The following is a 17,485-nucleotide window of genomic DNA, read 5'->3' as shown; positions in this document are numbered from 1 at the left end:
CATTTCTATCATTAATTCACTGCGTATTTTTTATGTTCAATCTTCACTGGCTGCCCTGATAGTAAAGATTTTTTTGCTGCTTTAGCAATTCGTTCTGCCTGTAATCCATCGTTACCTGTACAAATTACGCTTTGATTTTCCATAATTGCTCTTGCAAACTGTGTTACTTCATCTATATATGCTTGTGTATAGCGTTCAAGGAAGAAATATAGCGGCTTCTCTTTCACTACACTTTCGCCTGTTGATATTTCTACTGTAGTTGGACGGCAATTATCAGCAGTAGCGGAACCTTTTTCACCAAAAACTTCAAGGCGCTGGTCGTAACCGTAGACAGCTTGACGACTGTTATCAATCACGCCTAAAGCTCCGTTTGCAAATTTTAATGACACAATTGCCGTATCTATATCCCCTGCTTCTTCAATAGCAGGATCGATGAGCGTCGTCCCGTAAGCCGATACTTCAATTACTTCACTGTCCATTACATAACGAGCCATATCAAAATCATGAATCATCATATCCATGAACAATCCTCCTGAAGCGCGGACGTATTCTGGACTCGGAGGCTGAGGATCTCTGGAGGTGATTTTTAAAATGTGCGGCTGCCCTACTTCTCCCTGCTGTACAAGATCATGCACTTTTTTAAAGTTGGGATCAAATCGTCGGTTAAAGCCAACTTGAAGCTGTACGCCGTGTTCTTTTACTACTTCTAACGCTTGGATTGTTTCTTCTACTGAAAAACTAACGGGCTTTTCACAGAAAATATGCTTTTTCGCTCGAGCAGCTTCTTCAATAATCGATGCGTGCGTATTCGTTGGCGAACAAATGAAAACGGCATCAATTTCTGAATCTGCTAATAAATCTTGATAATTTGTTGTTAACGTTGAAATTCCTTTACTTGCAGCCCACTCGTGCAAATGATCTACCACTACGTCTGAAACCGCTTTAATTTTTATTTGCGGCATTAATTTTAAATTATCAACATGTAATTTACCTATTCGTCCAGCACCAATTATTCCAATTGTAAGAATCCCCATCTTATTTTCCCCTTTAATTAAAAGTTAAGAAAACATTCGCTCAAACCTATCTTTAGGTTAAGCGCTTTCCTATTTCCAATTATACATACTGTTTTTTGAAATGCAACATTTTTTATAGATTATTTAGAATATTTGTTTTTTATTCATCTGATTGTACAGTATGAAAAACCTTATTTTTATCTATTTATGCTTAAAATTAAGGGAATTCTCTATATTTAAGTATTCTTATAATAAGGGCAAGTTATTATAATCTTATCTACTACTATTTCCACTGTTGAAATCATTTAATTGAAAATTATATATATTTAAAATTTTAATTGACGTTTAAAAAATGTAAGCGTATACTTTTTATCAAATAGATTAAGCGCTTAACCAAATTAGTTTGATGTTTTCAACAAAATAATCGATCTGGTGGTGTGGAAAAATGAATGAATTTATTTCCAGAAAAACAGCTCTTGACAGGATTGGGATCCCTTCTCATTTAACGTGGGGATACATAGGTATTATTGTTTTTATGATTGGCGATGGCTTAGAACAAGGATGGTTATCTCCTTATCTTGTAGAAAGAGGTTTAACCATTGAACATGCTGCTTTACTTTTTACCGTTTACGGTATTACGGTCTCTATTTCTTCCTGGTTCTCCGGCGTACTGGTTCAGCTGTGGGGTCCTAGAAAAGCAATGGCATTCGGCTTGATATCCTTTATTATTGGTTCAATTGGATTTATAGGTATAGGACTTCATATTATGAATTACACAATTATATTAATTTGTTATGCTCTTAGAGGATTTGGCTACCCTTTATTTGCTTACTCATTCTTGGTCTGGGTGTCTTACCGCACGCCCCAGGAAATGCTTTCAAAAGCAGTAGGCTGGTTTTGGTTTGTCTTCCAGCTTGGTTTAAGCGTAATCGGAGCTTTTTATTCCAGTTACATGGTTCCTAAAATCGGCGAAATTGCTACCTTGTGGAGTGGTTTACTTTTTGTTTTGATCGGCGGAATCTTTTCAATTATCATGAATAAAGACAGATTTACCGTTCAAAAAGTAAGCGATAACAAAACAAAAGAATTAATGAAAGGGATTACAATTGCATTTGAGAACCCTAAAGTAGGGATCGGTGGAGTTGTAAAGATTATTAACTCCGCTGCTCAATTTGGATTTGTTGTCTTCTTGCCAACCTATATGATGAAACACGATTTCACAATGAGCGAATGGCTTCAAATCTGGGGCACTCTGTTTTTTGTGAATATGGCTTTTAATATTATTTTTGGTATTGTTGGAGATAAATTTGGCTGGGTAAATACAATCAAATGGTTTGGTGGAGTAGGATGCGGAATTGTAACACTCGCTCTTTACTATGTACCTCAATTCGTAGGACATAATTATTGGGTAATGATGATTGTCGCATGCTGTTACGGTGCAACACTAGCAGGATATGTCCCTCTTACAGCGTTAGTGCCTTCCTTAGCTCCGGAGAATAAAGGAGCTGCGATGTCCGTATTGAATTTAGGATCTGGACTTTCTGCTTTTGTAGGCCCTTTAATTGTAACTATTTTCATAGGTCTTTTAGGCACGGGCGGCGTAATCTGGATATTTGCTTGCCTATATTTCTTTGGAGCTTTTTTAACGGGTTTCCTTACAATTCCAACAGAAACAACAGTCAAAGGCGAAACAATAAACGAAGTCAAAAATCCGGTCTCTCTATAAATATTATTAAGTAAAAAAGCTGCATGTGCCTGGGCACATGCAGCTTTTTCTTTTCTCTGTTTTATAGCTTTTTTACCGACGCACGTTCTACTAGTTCTGGAATAATTGTTATTCGCTGCTTTGCATGCTCTTCTTTTTTCATAGACTTTAACAGCTGTTCGAACGTACTAGTTGCCATCTGCGAAATAGGTTGTTCAATCGTTGTCAAACCAGGCTCAGCAATATCCGCATAAATTGTATTATCAAATCCAATTACCGACAGATCTCCTGGAATTGAAAGCCCCTGCTTTCTTGCCTCATTTATGAGGGATATTCCAATTAAGTCCGTACATGCAAAGACTGCTGTCGGCCTATTAGGCAAAGAAAGCAGCTGTTTACTTGCTCTTCTGCTATCTTCTACTGTTGAATAACAGCTGATAATGGACTGATTTTCTAGTGATAAATTTGCCTCTGTGAGCGCTTGTTTAAATCCTGCTAATCGCCCCTCACTGCTTTTTCTATCTTTTTCAGTGATAATCGTTACCGATTGATGACCTTTTTCTATTAAATACGTACCTGCGATATATCCTCCGCGAACGTTATCAATTGTCACTACATGCGTTGAGATAGAAGGATGATCAACTGAAAACAATACAAGTGGTACATCATGCTTCACAATTTTCTTTACTAGCTTCGTATCATTTAGTTCGGTTGCGATAATAATTCCATCTACTTGCTTTTTGAATAAAAGATCTATGTATTCATGCTCACGTTCTGTTTGATGATCCGTACTGCATAAAAAAAGCGTGTATCCCGCTGCTCTGGCACTATTCTCAAAAGCTCTTGCTACCTCTGCGAAAAAAGGATTAGAGATGTCAGGAACTAGCACGCCAATTGTGTATGTCTTTTTCCCAGTTAACGCAGCTGCAACACTGCTAGGCTGATAATCTAATTCCATCATTACTTCATTTACTTTTTTTATCGTTTTTTCACTAATACGGCCTGTCTGATTGATTACTTTGGATACAGTGGCTATCGATACCCCTGCTTTTTTCGCAACATCGTAAATGGTTGGTTTCACTTTCACTGTTCCTTTCTTCGTGATCTCTTTCCTTATTTTATCACGAAAGTATTCAATCGTTTATTTTAGATATATGCTTTAGCTTTAAAAGAGACATAAAAAAGCTGCTCTACTTGAAACAGCTTTTTTATAAATGATTAATTGTTGTTCAACGATTGCTTGCTCATCCATTTCATTATGGTTGTTGTAGCTCCATTTATTTTAGCGTTGGGTTCATTATTATACAGATATATCCAAGATGAATGCCCGTTATACTGATAGGGCGAACCATCATTATTTTTGTATAAACCCGTGGTGTCATGCACATCTTCAAATAGTGATAAATAAGCATTATTTGCATGGCTTTTCACCAAACGTTCATAAGTTGGAAGAGTGTTAATCGTTGGTGGAAGAACCGTATCATTTTTAGCGGCTACGAACCAAATAGGCGTTTCTTTCATCTTTTCAAGATCTTGATCCGTAATTAATCTATCATTTAGTCCTTCACATACTGGAAATGCTGCTGCAAAATAGTTTGGATAATCACGAATCATAAGCATAGTCATATATCCGCCGTTAGATGCTCCTCCGATATAGATTCTATTGGGATCAATATCAGGATTTTTAGCAACATATTCTTGAATTAGTGCCATCAGTGATTCTTTATAAATCGAAGTTCCATCCGCTTCACCTGTATAACCATCCATCCATTTCGTTGGCGCTTGAGGTACTAAAACGTAGGCGCCTTTAAAATAAGCCTGAGTTTCATTTGTGACAAAGCTAACAGCTTTATTGGAAGATAAGGGAATTGTTGCATCTGTTCCTCCCTCTCCTCCTCCATGCAGCCAAATAATTAACGGATTCTTTTTCTTATCTTTTTTCGGCGCGTAACTTGCGTATGCCAATTCCATATTATGATATATACCTTTTTGAATGGTAAAATCATCTACGAGCTCTCTTTTCTCTCCCTTAAACTGTTTCACTACAAGCCCTGACAACTTTCCTTTTTTTGTTACGATATCTTTTTGCTGGGTAATGGTATATTGACTGTCTATCCATGCATTTAACCCTGTACCATATTCATCATAATTTAGTGGTGCTCCTAATGAAACAGCTGGTCCAACTTCCATTTCTAAAACTGCATATTTTCCAGTATGTACGGCTGGTTGTCCATCTTTATCGGATACATAGGCTTTTTTTATTGTACGATCTCCTTGTTCCAATAAAGACGGTTTTAATCGACTATCACTTCGAGCCACATGCACCTTAAACGTTTCTTTTGTAAGTGAATTGGTTGGAACAGGTTCACCTAAGTCAATAATAATTTTTGTGATCACCGCTCCCCAGTCATATATCTCTGTCACTGTACGATAAGATGTAGCTTTTTCGTGCGCCTGTTTCGCAAGCGCTTCTTTCTCATAAGAGAGTACAATGCCAATTGCTAGACTCCATGTAACAGCCAATAGTACATATTTTTTAATGTTTGATACATGATGGACTCCTCCTTTTAAATTAGAATAGGAATATTAACATTCTCATTCTATTTCGAATAATATGTAACCGCTTACTTACTTGTGTTCTATTTTACGTGACCTCTCTCTCTTTCTACACATAATTATTTTCCGTTACCTAGTGGAAAACTTTGTAACTATATTCCAATAAGCATATTCTATAAGTCCTTGAAAAAATTTTTTTATTTTATGTATAAAAACTATCTATTAATCAAATCATAATCTTAACCTTATAAAAGGAGTTGATTATGATGGCAAACAGCAGAAATAAGAGCAGCAACGAATTAGCAGTACACGGTGCTCAACAAGCAATCGATCAAATGAAGTATGAGATCGCTAGCGAATTTGGTGTAACTCTTGGTCCTGACACAACTGCACGCGCAAACGGCTCAGTAGGCGGAGAAATCACAAAACGCCTTGTGCAAATGGCTGAACAGCAACTTGGCGGCGGACGTTTCTAAATCACTATCATAAGCAATACGGCTGGAGGAAGAGCGAATGACCGTTCTTCCTTTTTCCCATTTTTATATAATGTCTTATCGCGTTCCTTCTCATCTATATGTATCTAAAACAAAATCACTACCCCCATAACGTTCACATCCGGTTATATAAGATTCTCTTTCTCTCACAATAGACTGTGTATAATAAAACATAAAAAGAAGTTCCTTTTATAGGAACTTCTTTTATCTCACTTTATAAATGTGCAAGCTCTTCAGATATCTTTTCGGTCTTTGCTTTGAGCTGTTCTTGCTGACCTTCTAAATCAGCGATTACAGCTAACACTTCTGTATTGGTCGGTTCTTCTTCATACTGTTTTAACGTAGCGACAAGAGACTGTGAAACTTTGATGAGCTCTTGATTAACTTCTTGCTGCTGTTTTAAATAGTCAAGTTCATATTCCGTTTTTTCTAGATTTCTCATCGGTCCCCTTCCTTTCGTTAACTAGCTTTTATTTAAGAACGCAGTCTTTTATTATCTTATTTAGTTCCTTCAACATTACCTTATTTTATTTTCGTGATTGCCGTATAACATTTTTTCATTCATTGGGTCAGCTGATTTTTCAGCAGGTGTCACGGTTTGTCCTAGAGCTGAATTGTGTTTATCATGCTCAACTGCGTCTACCATCAGCAAAACTTTTCCGTTTTTAAGATCAGATACATACGAGGAAGCTTCCGCAGCAGGTACACCATATTCGGTTAATTGATTTTCGATTCGATTAACATCTTGATCCATTTTTTCTTCAGACGAAGTAAAAGCATTTTTTATTTTCTCCATAAAGGATTGATGGTGCTTTGAGTGTTGATCTGTATCAACTGTTTGCACATCGATTCCTGCAGAACGCTCAATCACTTCTGTATTTTCATGATGCGGACCACTGTTTGTCAAAACAGAAAGTGCACTGTCCGGATATCCCTGTGTTTTTAAATTTCGAATCGCTGTAATAACGGCCTCTTCTGAATCATACGTACCTACTACATTTTTTGTCATTTTCTATTCCTCCTAGGTATTATCATTTTTTAGCTTGTTATAGTATTAATACCCTTGGATTTTTTGGTAAAACTTTTTAACTTTATCTCTAGCTCTCCTTACAAGGAGATACCAATAAAACAACAGACCTGAATCTAAAAATTCAAGTCTGTTTCATGATATCAATGATTTTTATTATAAAATTGGTGACAGTAAGCGAGATACCGCTTCTTTAAATTTTATAAGAAGAGAGCGCTCTTTATATCGTTCAAACGTTAATTTTGAACTGCATTGCACATCTTCAAGAAACAGGTTCTGCAACTTTTTGGAAATAGGCTGGTCATATACAACTGCATTCACTTCAAAATTAAGGCTGAAACTTCGCGGATCGATATTCGTCGTTCCTACAGAAGACACTTCATTATCTACTACAATCGTTTTAGCATGCAAAAAGCCTTTTTCATAGAGATAAATATTCGCACCGTATGCCAGCAGTTCCCCTACATGAGACCACGTAGCCCAATAAACAAAAGGATGATCAGGTTTGTTTGGAATCATAATATGAATCTCTACTCCAGATAATAAAGCAATTTTACAAGCATCCATAAAGCTTGCGTCAGGAATAAAGTAAGGCGTTTGAAGGTATACACTTTCTTTGGCCGACATAATCAATGAGATATACATGTTTTTCAGGTGCTGGGTAGTCGAATTGGGACCGCTTGCTACAATTTGTACAGGAACTGTTCCAGAATGAGTTTCTGTACGATGCAAAAATTGTTCCAGTTCAATTGGCTGCTTTGTTGCTTGATGCCAATCTAAAATGAATCGCCCTTGAATATCGTTCACTGACTCTCCTTTAATGCGAAAATGAGTGTCTCTCCAATAACCCATTTTTGGATCTAACCCTAAATATTCATCTCCTACGTTAAATCCTCCTATGTATGCTACTTCACCATCGATAATACAAAGCTTTCGATGATTTCGATTGTTAATCCGAAAATTAATTAAGCGAAGAATTGAAGGGAAAAATGCCTGTGCTTCGCCGCCATATGAAATAAGCTCCTTAAAGAATGATGGCGTCATTTTTCTAGATCCTACTTCATCATAAAGAACGCGAACCTTTATGCCTTCTTTTGCTTTTTTTGTTAGCTCATCTCTTAATTTTTTCCCAAGATTATCTCGTTGAATAATATAATATTGAATATTAATTTCTTTTTTAGCATTTCGAATATCCTCAAACAATGCCTCAAATTTTTGATTACCGTCACTGAAGATATCAATTTCGTTGTCGATGCGCACAAGTGACTTAGAAGAATTTAAATTAGTGAACAGCAGTTTATTATGTTGGATTAATAAATCATTTCGATATTCATGGGTCGCTTTAAGCTCTTTTAATTGCTCTTCCACTGAAGATCTTAAATATTCCCGCTCATCAGATGACAATTTATAAAAGTTTTTCTGTTTTAGCTGTCTTCCAAAGAATAGATATACAATAAAACCGACAATTGGTATAAAAAATAAAATAAGAAGCCACGCCCATGTAGATCCTATATCTCTTCGTTCAATGAAAATAAGAATACCGGCTAATAAAATATTAATAGCTGTTACAACAGATACACTTAGTGTAAAGATATGGGCAAATTCCATCCTTTTACTCCTTTCTTTCTATTATATCGCTTTATTAACTCATTCCCTTTTTTAACGTTCTCATTCACTTTACTATACATAACACAGATGGCTTCCTTTTTCATCTTTAGGATCCAAATTTTGTTGTTTTTTCTTTTTTGCTACACTAAACATGTGAAATATTTCTTTTTATTGTGTATTAAAAACAAGGGGGGAGATAATTTGTTTTTTTCGTTTATTTTTCTTAGCCTCATCAATGTATTTGTCAGTATTAGCCTAGGATATACGGCTTATCAATTATTTAGAAAAGCATTTATTGGAGGTATTCTTACGTGTATCCTTGCTTGCAGTGCTCCGATCTTATTTGTATGGCCTTCCCTGTTTTTATCAACGGGCATATCACTTTCTCTCTACTTTCTCATTATTTACTCAAAAAAGCACATATCATCTAATATGTAAATAAAAAACACGAAAATCTAAGATTTCCGTGTTTTTTATCTACAAGCTGTATACGTAATAATCCTGCACGTGATATGAATCGAAGCCGCATGTTTCGTAAAGTTGCAAAGCGCGTTTGTTTTTTGCTTCAACCTCAAGAAATACATCATACCCTAGCTGATGCTGCTGTAAAACGACTTGTTTTAAAGCAGCCTTTCCTATTCCTAATTTTTGATAGGAAGGTAAAATACCAAATCCATAAATCCATGCTTCGCTTTTATCATAAGATACCCTTAACTTTCCAACCGCTTGACTATTGTACTCTACGATAAAATGATTTTGCTGTTCTTCCGTTTTCGTTTGTTCATAATAAGCAGCTGCTTCTGTTAAAGACATACCAAAGCATTCCACATCAACTTGTATTTCCATTTTCATATTGGTATCTGACTGGGAAGAGCGAAGCGTAACAAAGGGATTATCATCTTCTAATTCTTTTTTTACCCACTTCATTTGATATTCTGAAAAAGTAAATGAACATGGAATCTTCTTTAAGAACTCCCTGCCTGAAATCGAATCGCCAGGAGCATTTAATAAAATCTCTGTATACTCACGCTTCTTACACATATGTAAAGCTTGAGAAAACAGCTTTGAAAAAATCTTTTTTCGGCGATAGCTAGGATCGACCATTCCGCATATTTCTACTGTATTCCCAAACCCATAAAGACCAATAAATCCAACAAGCTGATTATTTTCATAATAAAAAAAATCGTTAACTTCATTTTGTTTTCGACTTCGTAACATGTCAAAATTCAGCTTCAGCTCTATTTTTTCTTCTTGTTGGCAAATAGACTGTAGCTTTTGTATATCTTCTAGTACATGTTGTTTTAACATACGTATCCTCCTGCATCTCTCTTTTTATTATAAGTTCGGCTTTGTTTAACTTTTTCCTTTCATCTTTAGCGCAATGACCGAATAATTATAGGGTAAAGCACGATCAAAAAGCGTATAGAGTAATTAGACTAAATAGGCGGGGTGCTTATGAAAAAGACCATTTTAATAAGTTTTATTGCACTAGTTGCTTTAACCATTATTTATTGCCTGCAGAAAGAATTTATTTTTGCTTTAGCTTTGTGGAGCATTTATGGGACAGTATTATCAATTTTTGTATATTTTTCTTTTCATAAATCAACGGAAGATCGCGAGGATGAGTAACAATAGCGCTATTAAAAGGTCTGTGAAATAAACCTTTTTACAGACCTTTCGTAAATTTACAACTAGGATGCATGTTGGTAACAATTTAGAAACAAGTATTCTTTATTCTTAGTGTTATAGAAAAAGATATAACCTATTTCACTAAGGAGTTGGATATTCGCATGAAGACAATTACAAAATCTATATCGGTTTTTGCATTAGCAGCTGGCTTTACTTTTTCATCTCTATCTGGAACACTGCCATTCACTCACGAGCAAACAGCAAGTGCAGCAGAAAAAATAAACGCACCGTTCAGCGTATATGAAGTGACAGCAAACGTACTCAATATACGTTCAAAACCTAGCACTCAGGGAAAAATTCTTGATACGTTAAGAAAAAAAGATCAAATTGAAGTAGTCAAGTTTGTAAATGCAGACTGGGCTGCCATTAAAATAATTGGCGGCACTGGATATATCAGTACTTCCTATTTAATGAAAGTCCCTACTACTGTTCATACAGCTGCTAACCTTAATTTACGCACAGGGCCTAGCACAAGCAACAAAGTTGTAACAACTGTTCCTAAAGGAAAAAGCGTCAGCTTCTTAGCTTGGGGCTACTCAAAAGATAACAAGCTTTCATTTGATTGGGCTTTTGTAGAATACAACGGCTTTAAAGGATATGTAAGCACTTCGTACTTACAGTTACCTAGTTATAGATAAAAATAGATAACTCCCTTGAATTATTTCAAGGGAGTTTATTTATGGACACCTTATTAATAGTGCCCTGCCCATGAAGCACCGATGATGATTAGTAAAATAAATAGCACAACGATTAACGCAAAGCTACTTCCGTGACCTGCTCCGTATCCATAACCATAACCTCCATAAAAACTCATTTTCTTTCACCTCCCTTTTTTGTAGAATATGTGAAGGGAAATGAAAACGAACATGAGTATTCTTTATCACAAAATTCATTATAATTTATAAGCGTTAACTCTTTTACTAGCAAGGCATAGGATATAGCATCCCGTGGTTCATCTCTACATCTTTCCCTCGTTCCAACTTTTAAAGTAAGGGTATATTCCAGCAATACAAAAAAAGAAGAGTTTATATAACTCTTCTTTTTTATTGAACTGGATTATCAACTTGCATGTAGTCATTATAATATTCTTCTAACGTAATTCCTTTTTTATACACTTTAGAGGCGAGTTCTTTTCCGACAAATCGTATATGCCACGGCTCATATTTATAACCTGTAATCTGCTGCTTTCCCTCTGGATAGCGAACAATGTATCCATATTTATATGAATTTCTTTCAATCCATTTGGCTTCAGGAGTATCTTTAAAACAATCTTGAGCCGCACACTTACCTGTGCTGCTTGATACATCTATACTTAAACCAGTCTGATGCTCACTGCTGCCTGGATGGGCGCTATAATGACTGGCTGCCGCTTCTCCATCTTGCTTTATGTACGCTTGATAAAGAGATTCCTGGCGAATTTGAGAACGATAAGCGGAAACACCGGCTAGGTAAATCCCTTCTCGTTCAGCAGCTGAAAACATTCTTTCTAACGCTTTTGCTGCTTCTGTACGCATTTGTCGCTTTTCAATTTTTTCTTTAAATATAAACCGAACGTCCGGGTATACAAGGTCAGCGGGTTCATAGTGATCAGGAAGAAGATTTTGTTTATTTACTAGCACGGCAATGGATTCGGGGTTCCCAACAACTTCTATGCTATTTTGCTTCTGTTTAGAAGAAGATAAAGGATTATGATCAGACGTGTTCAAATGATCGTTGTGCCGAAATAATCCCTGATAGCCTAGATACGAGAATCCTGCGATCACACCCAGCACTATTAGTAATGCTATTTTTTTATAAAATTTCATATTTCTATACTCCTGACATAATTTAAGCTTTTTAAGACACTCAAACATTGTATATAAATTAAGAAATAATTACTAATATAACAAACTAATTCCTACTATAAATTTCAGTATGCCCCGACCTATTTTTTTCAAACGTTTATTTTAAGCATAAAAAAAGAGATGTCTTCTAAAAGACATCTCTTCTTACTTCTATTCTATAAGACTAGTATTAGTCGATAACTGTAATTTTAACTGATCTTCTGCCCCAGTCTTGTGCAGCACTATCTGAAGAAACGAATACGTCAATTCGATTTCCTTTAATTGCGCCACCCGTATCTGCCGCTACAGCTTGACCATAACCTTCAACGTATACTTTTGAACCTAATGGAATAACGCTAGGATCAACCGCAATTACTCGTTGATTTGGATTTGATTTTAAATTTACTCCAGTAGCTGTCGTACCACTGCATCCAGCACAGTTAGCTGTATAAGCTGTTGCTTCAACAGTCATAGACTTGCCGCTAGCTTGCTGTTGAGACTGCTGTTGCTGTTGTTGCTGAGCTTGTTGTTGTTGCTGTTGAGCTGCTTGTTCTTTTTGTGCCTGCTCTTGGGCTGCTGCTTGAGCTTGCTCTTGTTCTTTTTGTGCCTGCTCTTGGGCTGCCTGTGCTTGTGCTGCTGCTTGAGCTTGCTCTTGTTCTTTTTGTGCTTGTTCTTGTGCTGCTACTTGAGCTTGCTCTTGTTCTTTTTGTGCTTGCTCTTGGGCTGCTACTTGAGCTTGCTCCTGTTCTTTTTGTGCTTGCTCTTGTGCTGCTACTTGAGCTTGCTCTTGTTCTTTTTGTGCTTGCTCTTGTGCTGCTGCTTGAGCTTGCTCTTGTTCTTTTTGTGCTTGCTCTTGTGCTGCTACTTGAGCTTGCTCTTGTTCTTTTTGTGTTTGTTCTTGGGCTGCTTGTTCTTGCTGAGCTTGTGCCGTTTGAGACTGCTGCACTTGTGGAGCTGCCTTTGCTACTGGCGCACTAGCTGTTTGAGATTGAGCTGCTTGTGCCGCTTTAATTTTAAATTGTTCTCCAGGGAAAACTAAGTCTGATGTTAAACCGTTCCATTCTTTAATTTCTTCTACTGTTACGCCATAATGTTGACCGATTGACCACAAAGTGTCACCACGTTTTACAGTATGTACGATTTCTTTTATGCTAGATAAGTTTAGTGTCTGATTTGGATAAATTAGTGTTGATGTTAAGTTATTAGCATCTTTTAGCTCGTCTACGCTCACATTATGATTTTGAGCGATTTTCCATAAAGTGTCACCTTTTTGTACTTCATACGTTCCGCTTGTAGAGGCAGATGCTGCACCTACAAATCCTGCTGAAAGAATTGCCGTTGTCCCTAGAGTAAATACAAATTTCTTCATTTTCCGAATACCTCCTTATTTACTCAATGACTGAATGATACCACCTGTTCATTTCACTTCCATTACAGGAATATTTTACTTTTATTACGGATTTAATTAATTTTAAACATTTTCTTGTAATATTTCTGACAATTCATTTTTGAATAATGATTAAATTTCATCAAAATCATGTCAAAATTTGAAGAAAACTCTATAAAAAGTTGGAGTTGTATTCGGTGATAAAAGTAACTTATCAGCAAAAAAAACCTTCTAAAAGCTAACTGCTTTTAGAAGGTTTTTTTACTTATATGAAACAGTTAAAGTTGGAGCATATGCAGGATTGTCGCCCCCATAAATTTCAACTACGTCACTTAAAAAGTCCGCTGAACCTGAGCTTGACAAGCGAAACTGAGTTTTGCCGTTCCTATTCATATATCCCAAAAGTGAGGAAGGAAGTTGAATAGTTGTATATCCATTATCGAGTGAAGGCACTGACATTTGGAAGGCCGCTGAAATAGATGGTGAGGCCTGGTAATCTATTTGTTCTAAAGCACTGCTAGTTCCAAATACACCGCTTTTAATATCGCCTTTCAAAGATGAAATATTACCAATTGAAGATTTGCGATAAATTTTCAAAGATACATCCGTAATACTTGCATCATCAGGTAAAGAGCTTGTATCAAAAGATAAAATGGTTCGGTATGTGTCGGTATTGTACATTCCCTTATCCCCAATTTTATGAATAGAACTACTCATACCGTCAGCTGATAAATTTCCGATAAATCCATCTTCAGCAGCAAGCGAAGAAAATACTGAGGATTTCTCTGAAGTTCCAGAAATTTTATAAACTTCCGTCTTTACTCCCTCTTGATTACCCGCAGCGTCTACACTAAAAAATTTTATTGTTTTGCTAGAGTTGATGCTAATAGGCTCAGAATACTTTAGAGAATTAACAGTTGGTGTACTTCCATCTAATGTATAGTAAGTGGTGGCAGGTTCATTGGGTGATAATGTGACGGAAACAGAACTTCCATACGTTCCTCCCGCTGGTGAAGCAGCTGTAACCGGCGGGGATATATCTCCTGGATTAGGAGCGTCACCATTCTTCGGATGATTTTTAAAAAAGTTCCAACTTAATTTAGTTGCATTTGGCCCTTTAGGATCTGTATAAGAACCGGATGTACTTCCCCCTGACCAAGCATGTCCCATTCCTTCTATCATGTACTTTTCCATTACTGTTTTTCCTGCTGTATCTTTGTAAATATATTGCGTATAGCTTCTTCCACCAGATACTGTACCTGGTAAAGTTTGATCTGCCGTATCATCAATATTGTTATTATCCAGTCCATCAGACGCTCTATCATTTGTTTGAGCCCATTGCGATAGTATTTGATGCGCATTTATAGGGGCAACAGTGTAGTCAGCTGTCCCATGAAACAAAATAACCGGAACCACTCGCTTATGCTCTCCCATGGCTGAATAGGCTAAATCTCCTTGTTGGATAGGATTAGGACCTCCACTGCTCATTGCTGTATAAGCACCTGTTACACTAGTGGCTGCTTTATATTCTAAGCCCGCCCCAACGCTGATAGCCGCAAATATGTCTGGATAAGTAGCTCCCATAATAACACTCATAGCTGCACCAGCAGATAGCCCTCCAACAAAGACTTGGTCGGCATCTATTGAATAACTGCTTTTTATTTGATTAACCATTCCAGCAATTAACGCTGGTTCACCGCTTCCCCTTGATTGATGAGCAGTATCAAACCAGTTCCAACACTTATTTGAATTAGCAGAAGAGGGCTGTTCTGGATAGAGGACAAAGAACTTCTCTGTTTCTGCCAGTGCATTCATTTGTGTTCCTGCTGCAAATTGATCAGGGTCTTGAGTACAGCCATGTAGCATAACTACTAGAGGTAAGGCAGCACCTCCCTGATAACTGCTAGGTACGTACAGTTTGTATGTTCTTCCGTTATATGTTTTAGAGGTAAAACTTCCTGCGGCTGAAGAAGATACAGCACCTAAAGATAAAAAAAGCATAAAAATCATCCCTGCTATAAATAATCGTTTCATCTTCCTGCTTCCTCCTTATATTGATATGGTTATACTTAGCAGCAAACGTACATATCGGTATGGTATGGAAATGAATAAGAGTTACTAGTAAGATGATAGCAAGGTTTTATGTAATAAAATTTATATTGACTGCACGATTTGCCTACAGTTATGAGGACAAATAAAATCATTCATCTCCAAATGAAGAAAACGCTTACATAAAATTGTAAACGATTGTGTCGATAAATACTATAAAAAAGACATACCTTTTAAAAATAGGCCGGTATGTCTTCTATGGATTGCTTACTTAAGTATTCATATTGTGACTCGCTGCAATTTACCATAGCAATGGATTGAGGATAACGCTGTAAATGAGAAGGGAGCTCCTTAAACCCAAACTGATGATAATATTCAGGAAGAATATCGCTATAAAGCATAAAAATAGCGCTGCGCTTCTCTATCTTCATCTTTTTAAAAAAGTCTTCAAGCATATCTCGGCCATACCCCATTCGTTGATAAAGCTGATGAACAACAACGGACCCAATACCATGCAAAGCAAACTTTAATCGAGGAGTTTGTAAAAGAAGCAAAATAAATGAACCAATAATTTGATTCTCTTCATTTACATATACATACCGAATTCCATATGTTTCTTCTTTTTGATTATCTCTAACATACTCTTTGTACGTCCTGCCTTTAGGCCATGCCGCATATCCCATTTGATAGACTTCTGCCAATTCTTCAGACTTTATTTTTCTTAATAACATGAACATCCCCTCTTTATTTATAATCCCATACGTCAGCAGACATTTTTTATAGAGTTAAAAATAGTTCCTGTATGTATATATTATACTTCATCCTACGGAAGCTTTCTTCCTCGGAGTCCTATTAACAGCTAATATGCAGGCTGCTTTCTCAAAAAACTAGAAAGATTCCTGATAGTTGTTCTTCACCCATATCAGTCATATATGTAAAGATACTCTTTATCATTCCATAAAAACATAGAGATGTAAATATATTTCCAGCTTCACTTAGCATTCATTATGTATCACCTATCAAAAAAGAGATTGGGCCATAACGAAATGAATGCAATCTAAAGACGAACAACCCGGATAAATAACCTGGGATGCTTGTTCCGCCGCTGTTGCTTTACGTGCAAGGCTTCGCTTTCCGCGAGCGGGCGATGGAGCCTTGCCCTCCAACCAACAGCTAGAAGCACCTCCTACTGAAACCTACGTTCACCATGACCATTAAAAAACACGAACTATCTATTTTTGATAGATAGTTCGTGTTCAACGTTAACTAAACTGCTTTTGTCCCAGCATCTTTATAGTAAAAGTAATCATCATTTTTAAGCTTTTTCGTTCTCTACATACTCCACTAGATGAAAGAAAAAGCGATATGTAAGAACAAGAGCTTCACCTATTGACATTTTTTCATCAAACTCTTTTATAGCATCTAACTCAATATTCACATCCCATAATCCATCTTTATCATTAAATAAAAGCTGGACGCTTGTTGGGCCGTCATTAAGCTCTTTAGCAAAAAATTGTTTTAGTACAGAACCGAATTTTTTTTGCATATGTAACCCCGTTAATACTTTATATGTGCCAAACACATCATCCACTTCAAAAGAACATCCATCAAGCTTAATAAATTCAAACCATTTTGATTCTACATATAGAAATTCACTTCTGTGTTCTTTTAAGTAAGAAAGAGGAGTATCTAAAAACGAAAGAGGAGATTCTTCTGCGATCAGCTCGTCCGTTTCTTTATCTACTCTTTCGATATAAGAATCTTTAAAACGTGAAGATGCCTCTTTTTCTTCTATCATCAGGTTTTGCGGCACCAACTCTTTTTGCAACGCATATTCCTTTTCTTCTTGATATAGAGATAAAGATTGACCTTGAACGTTCATTTCTTTTTCAATATAAGTTTGAATATTACTTTGTAACATAAAAAACCTCCTGATTAATCTGCATCACTATCTTATATCATAACCTAAACAAGTGTTTATAAATATAGCCAAACAAAAAATCCTTAGGCTATGCCTAAGGATAGTAATAATATATTCAAGTATGTATAAAAGATAATTTGGTTGCGGGGACAGGATTTGAACCTGCGACCTTCGGGTTATGAGCCCGACGAGCTACCGAACTGCTCCACCCCG

17 protein-coding genes are annotated in these 17,485 nt (G+C 36.5%); 4 read left to right on the top strand and 13 right to left on the bottom strand.

Annotated features, from left to right (window positions below; all coding sequences use genetic code 11):
• Positions 1-11 precede the first annotated feature (11 nt).
• Entirely contained in the window at positions 12-1,034 is a 1,023-nt protein-coding gene (gene iolG, locus ACRPLQ_RS23735) for an inositol 2-dehydrogenase (protein ID WP_028414351.1), read from the bottom strand.
• A gap of 424 nt (positions 1,035-1,458) precedes the next feature.
• Between iolG and ACRPLQ_RS23730 the strand changes: the two genes are divergently transcribed.
• Positions 1,459-2,739: an MFS transporter gene (locus ACRPLQ_RS23730; protein WP_033580688.1), complete on the top strand. Its 1,281-nt coding sequence runs from the start codon at positions 1,459-1,461 to the stop codon at positions 2,737-2,739.
• 61 nt (positions 2,740-2,800) lie between these two features.
• On the opposite strand, the gene ACRPLQ_RS23725 is transcribed toward ACRPLQ_RS23730, so the two are convergent.
• Together ACRPLQ_RS23725 and ACRPLQ_RS23720 are read right to left on the bottom strand one after the other, a co-directional pair.
• Positions 2,801-3,799 (bottom strand): LacI family DNA-binding transcriptional regulator, encoded by a 999-nt coding sequence (locus ACRPLQ_RS23725; protein ID WP_028414353.1) that lies wholly within the window; start codon positions 3,797-3,799, stop codon positions 2,801-2,803.
• 137 nt (positions 3,800-3,936) lie between these two features.
• The gene (locus tag ACRPLQ_RS23720) at positions 3,937-5,241 is read right to left on the bottom strand and encodes a prolyl oligopeptidase family serine peptidase (protein ID WP_432236294.1); all 1,305 of its coding nucleotides are present in this window, start codon (positions 5,239-5,241) and stop codon (positions 3,937-3,939) included.
• 299 nt (positions 5,242-5,540) lie between these two features.
• On the opposite strand from ACRPLQ_RS23720, the gene ACRPLQ_RS23715 reads away from it, so the two are divergent.
• The gene (locus ACRPLQ_RS23715) at positions 5,541-5,750 is read left to right on the top strand and encodes an alpha/beta-type small acid-soluble spore protein (protein ID WP_016762907.1); all 210 of its coding nucleotides are present in this window, start codon (positions 5,541-5,543) and stop codon (positions 5,748-5,750) included.
• 232 nt (positions 5,751-5,982) lie between these two features.
• On the opposite strand, the gene ACRPLQ_RS23710 is transcribed toward ACRPLQ_RS23715, so the two are convergent.
• The 4 genes from ACRPLQ_RS23710 to ACRPLQ_RS23695 form a co-directional block, all read right to left on the bottom strand.
• Positions 5,983-6,210: a hypothetical protein gene (locus tag ACRPLQ_RS23710; RefSeq protein ID WP_028414355.1), complete on the bottom strand. Its 228-nt coding sequence runs from the start codon at positions 6,208-6,210 to the stop codon at positions 5,983-5,985.
• A 75-nt stretch (positions 6,211-6,285) separates the two neighbouring features.
• Positions 6,286-6,777, bottom strand: a complete 492-nt coding sequence (locus ACRPLQ_RS23705) for a general stress protein (protein WP_047751706.1) — start codon at positions 6,775-6,777, stop codon at positions 6,286-6,288.
• Positions 6,778-6,951: 174 nt separating this feature from the next.
• Positions 6,952-8,403, bottom strand: a complete 1,452-nt coding sequence (cls, locus tag ACRPLQ_RS23700; protein WP_028414357.1) for a cardiolipin synthase — start codon at positions 8,401-8,403, stop codon at positions 6,952-6,954.
• A 477-nt stretch (positions 8,404-8,880) separates the two neighbouring features.
• Entirely contained in the window at positions 8,881-9,711 is an 831-nt protein-coding gene (locus tag ACRPLQ_RS23695) for a GNAT family N-acetyltransferase (RefSeq protein WP_367078752.1), read from the bottom strand.
• Positions 9,712-9,858: 147 nt separating this feature from the next.
• On the opposite strand from ACRPLQ_RS23695, the gene ACRPLQ_RS23690 reads away from it, so the two are divergent.
• Positions 9,859-10,032 carry a hypothetical protein gene (locus ACRPLQ_RS23690; RefSeq protein WP_196299074.1) on the top strand — a complete coding sequence of 58 codons (174 nt, stop codon included), beginning with the start codon at positions 9,859-9,861 and terminating at the stop codon, positions 10,030-10,032.
• A gap of 161 nt (positions 10,033-10,193) precedes the next feature.
• Positions 10,194-10,730, top strand: coding sequence for an SH3 domain-containing protein (locus ACRPLQ_RS23685; protein WP_033580693.1), 537 nt, complete (start codon positions 10,194-10,196; stop codon positions 10,728-10,730).
• 53 nt (positions 10,731-10,783) lie between these two features.
• Here the strand turns inward: ACRPLQ_RS23685 and ACRPLQ_RS23680 are convergent, their stop codons facing one another.
• The 6 genes from ACRPLQ_RS23680 to ACRPLQ_RS23655 form a co-directional block, all read right to left on the bottom strand.
• A complete protein-coding gene (locus ACRPLQ_RS23680; protein WP_074682883.1) occupies positions 10,784-10,906 on the bottom strand; it encodes a YjcZ family sporulation protein in 123 nt (40 codons plus the stop codon).
• Positions 10,907-11,135: 229 nt separating this feature from the next.
• Positions 11,136-11,897: a M15 family metallopeptidase gene (locus ACRPLQ_RS23675; protein ID WP_165635931.1), complete on the bottom strand. Its 762-nt coding sequence runs from the start codon at positions 11,895-11,897 to the stop codon at positions 11,136-11,138.
• A 208-nt stretch (positions 11,898-12,105) separates the two neighbouring features.
• Complete coding sequence (locus ACRPLQ_RS23670; RefSeq protein WP_285852086.1) at positions 12,106-13,284, bottom strand: 3D domain-containing protein; 1,179 nt, start codon at positions 13,282-13,284, stop codon at positions 12,106-12,108.
• Between the two features lie 279 nt (positions 13,285-13,563).
• Entirely contained in the window at positions 13,564-15,336 is a 1,773-nt protein-coding gene (locus ACRPLQ_RS23665; RefSeq protein WP_367078749.1) for an extracellular catalytic domain type 1 short-chain-length polyhydroxyalkanoate depolymerase, read from the bottom strand.
• A 248-nt stretch (positions 15,337-15,584) separates the two neighbouring features.
• Positions 15,585-16,082 carry a GNAT family N-acetyltransferase gene (locus ACRPLQ_RS23660; protein WP_013055206.1) on the bottom strand — a complete coding sequence of 166 codons (498 nt, stop codon included), beginning with the start codon at positions 16,080-16,082 and terminating at the stop codon, positions 15,585-15,587.
• A 584-nt stretch (positions 16,083-16,666) separates the two neighbouring features.
• The gene (locus ACRPLQ_RS23655) at positions 16,667-17,272 is read right to left on the bottom strand and encodes a hypothetical protein (protein WP_033580913.1); all 606 of its coding nucleotides are present in this window, start codon (positions 17,270-17,272) and stop codon (positions 16,667-16,669) included.
• Between the last annotated feature and the right edge of the window lie 213 nt (positions 17,273-17,485).

Origin of the sequence: Priestia sp. TRN 1309 (genome assembly GCF_050846875.1) — a bacterium.
GTDB lineage: Bacteria > Bacillota > Bacilli > Bacillales > Bacillaceae_H > Priestia > Priestia zanthoxyli.
Note: the sequence above shows the minus strand (reverse complement) of the source record. Positions and strands in the feature narration are given on the sequence as shown.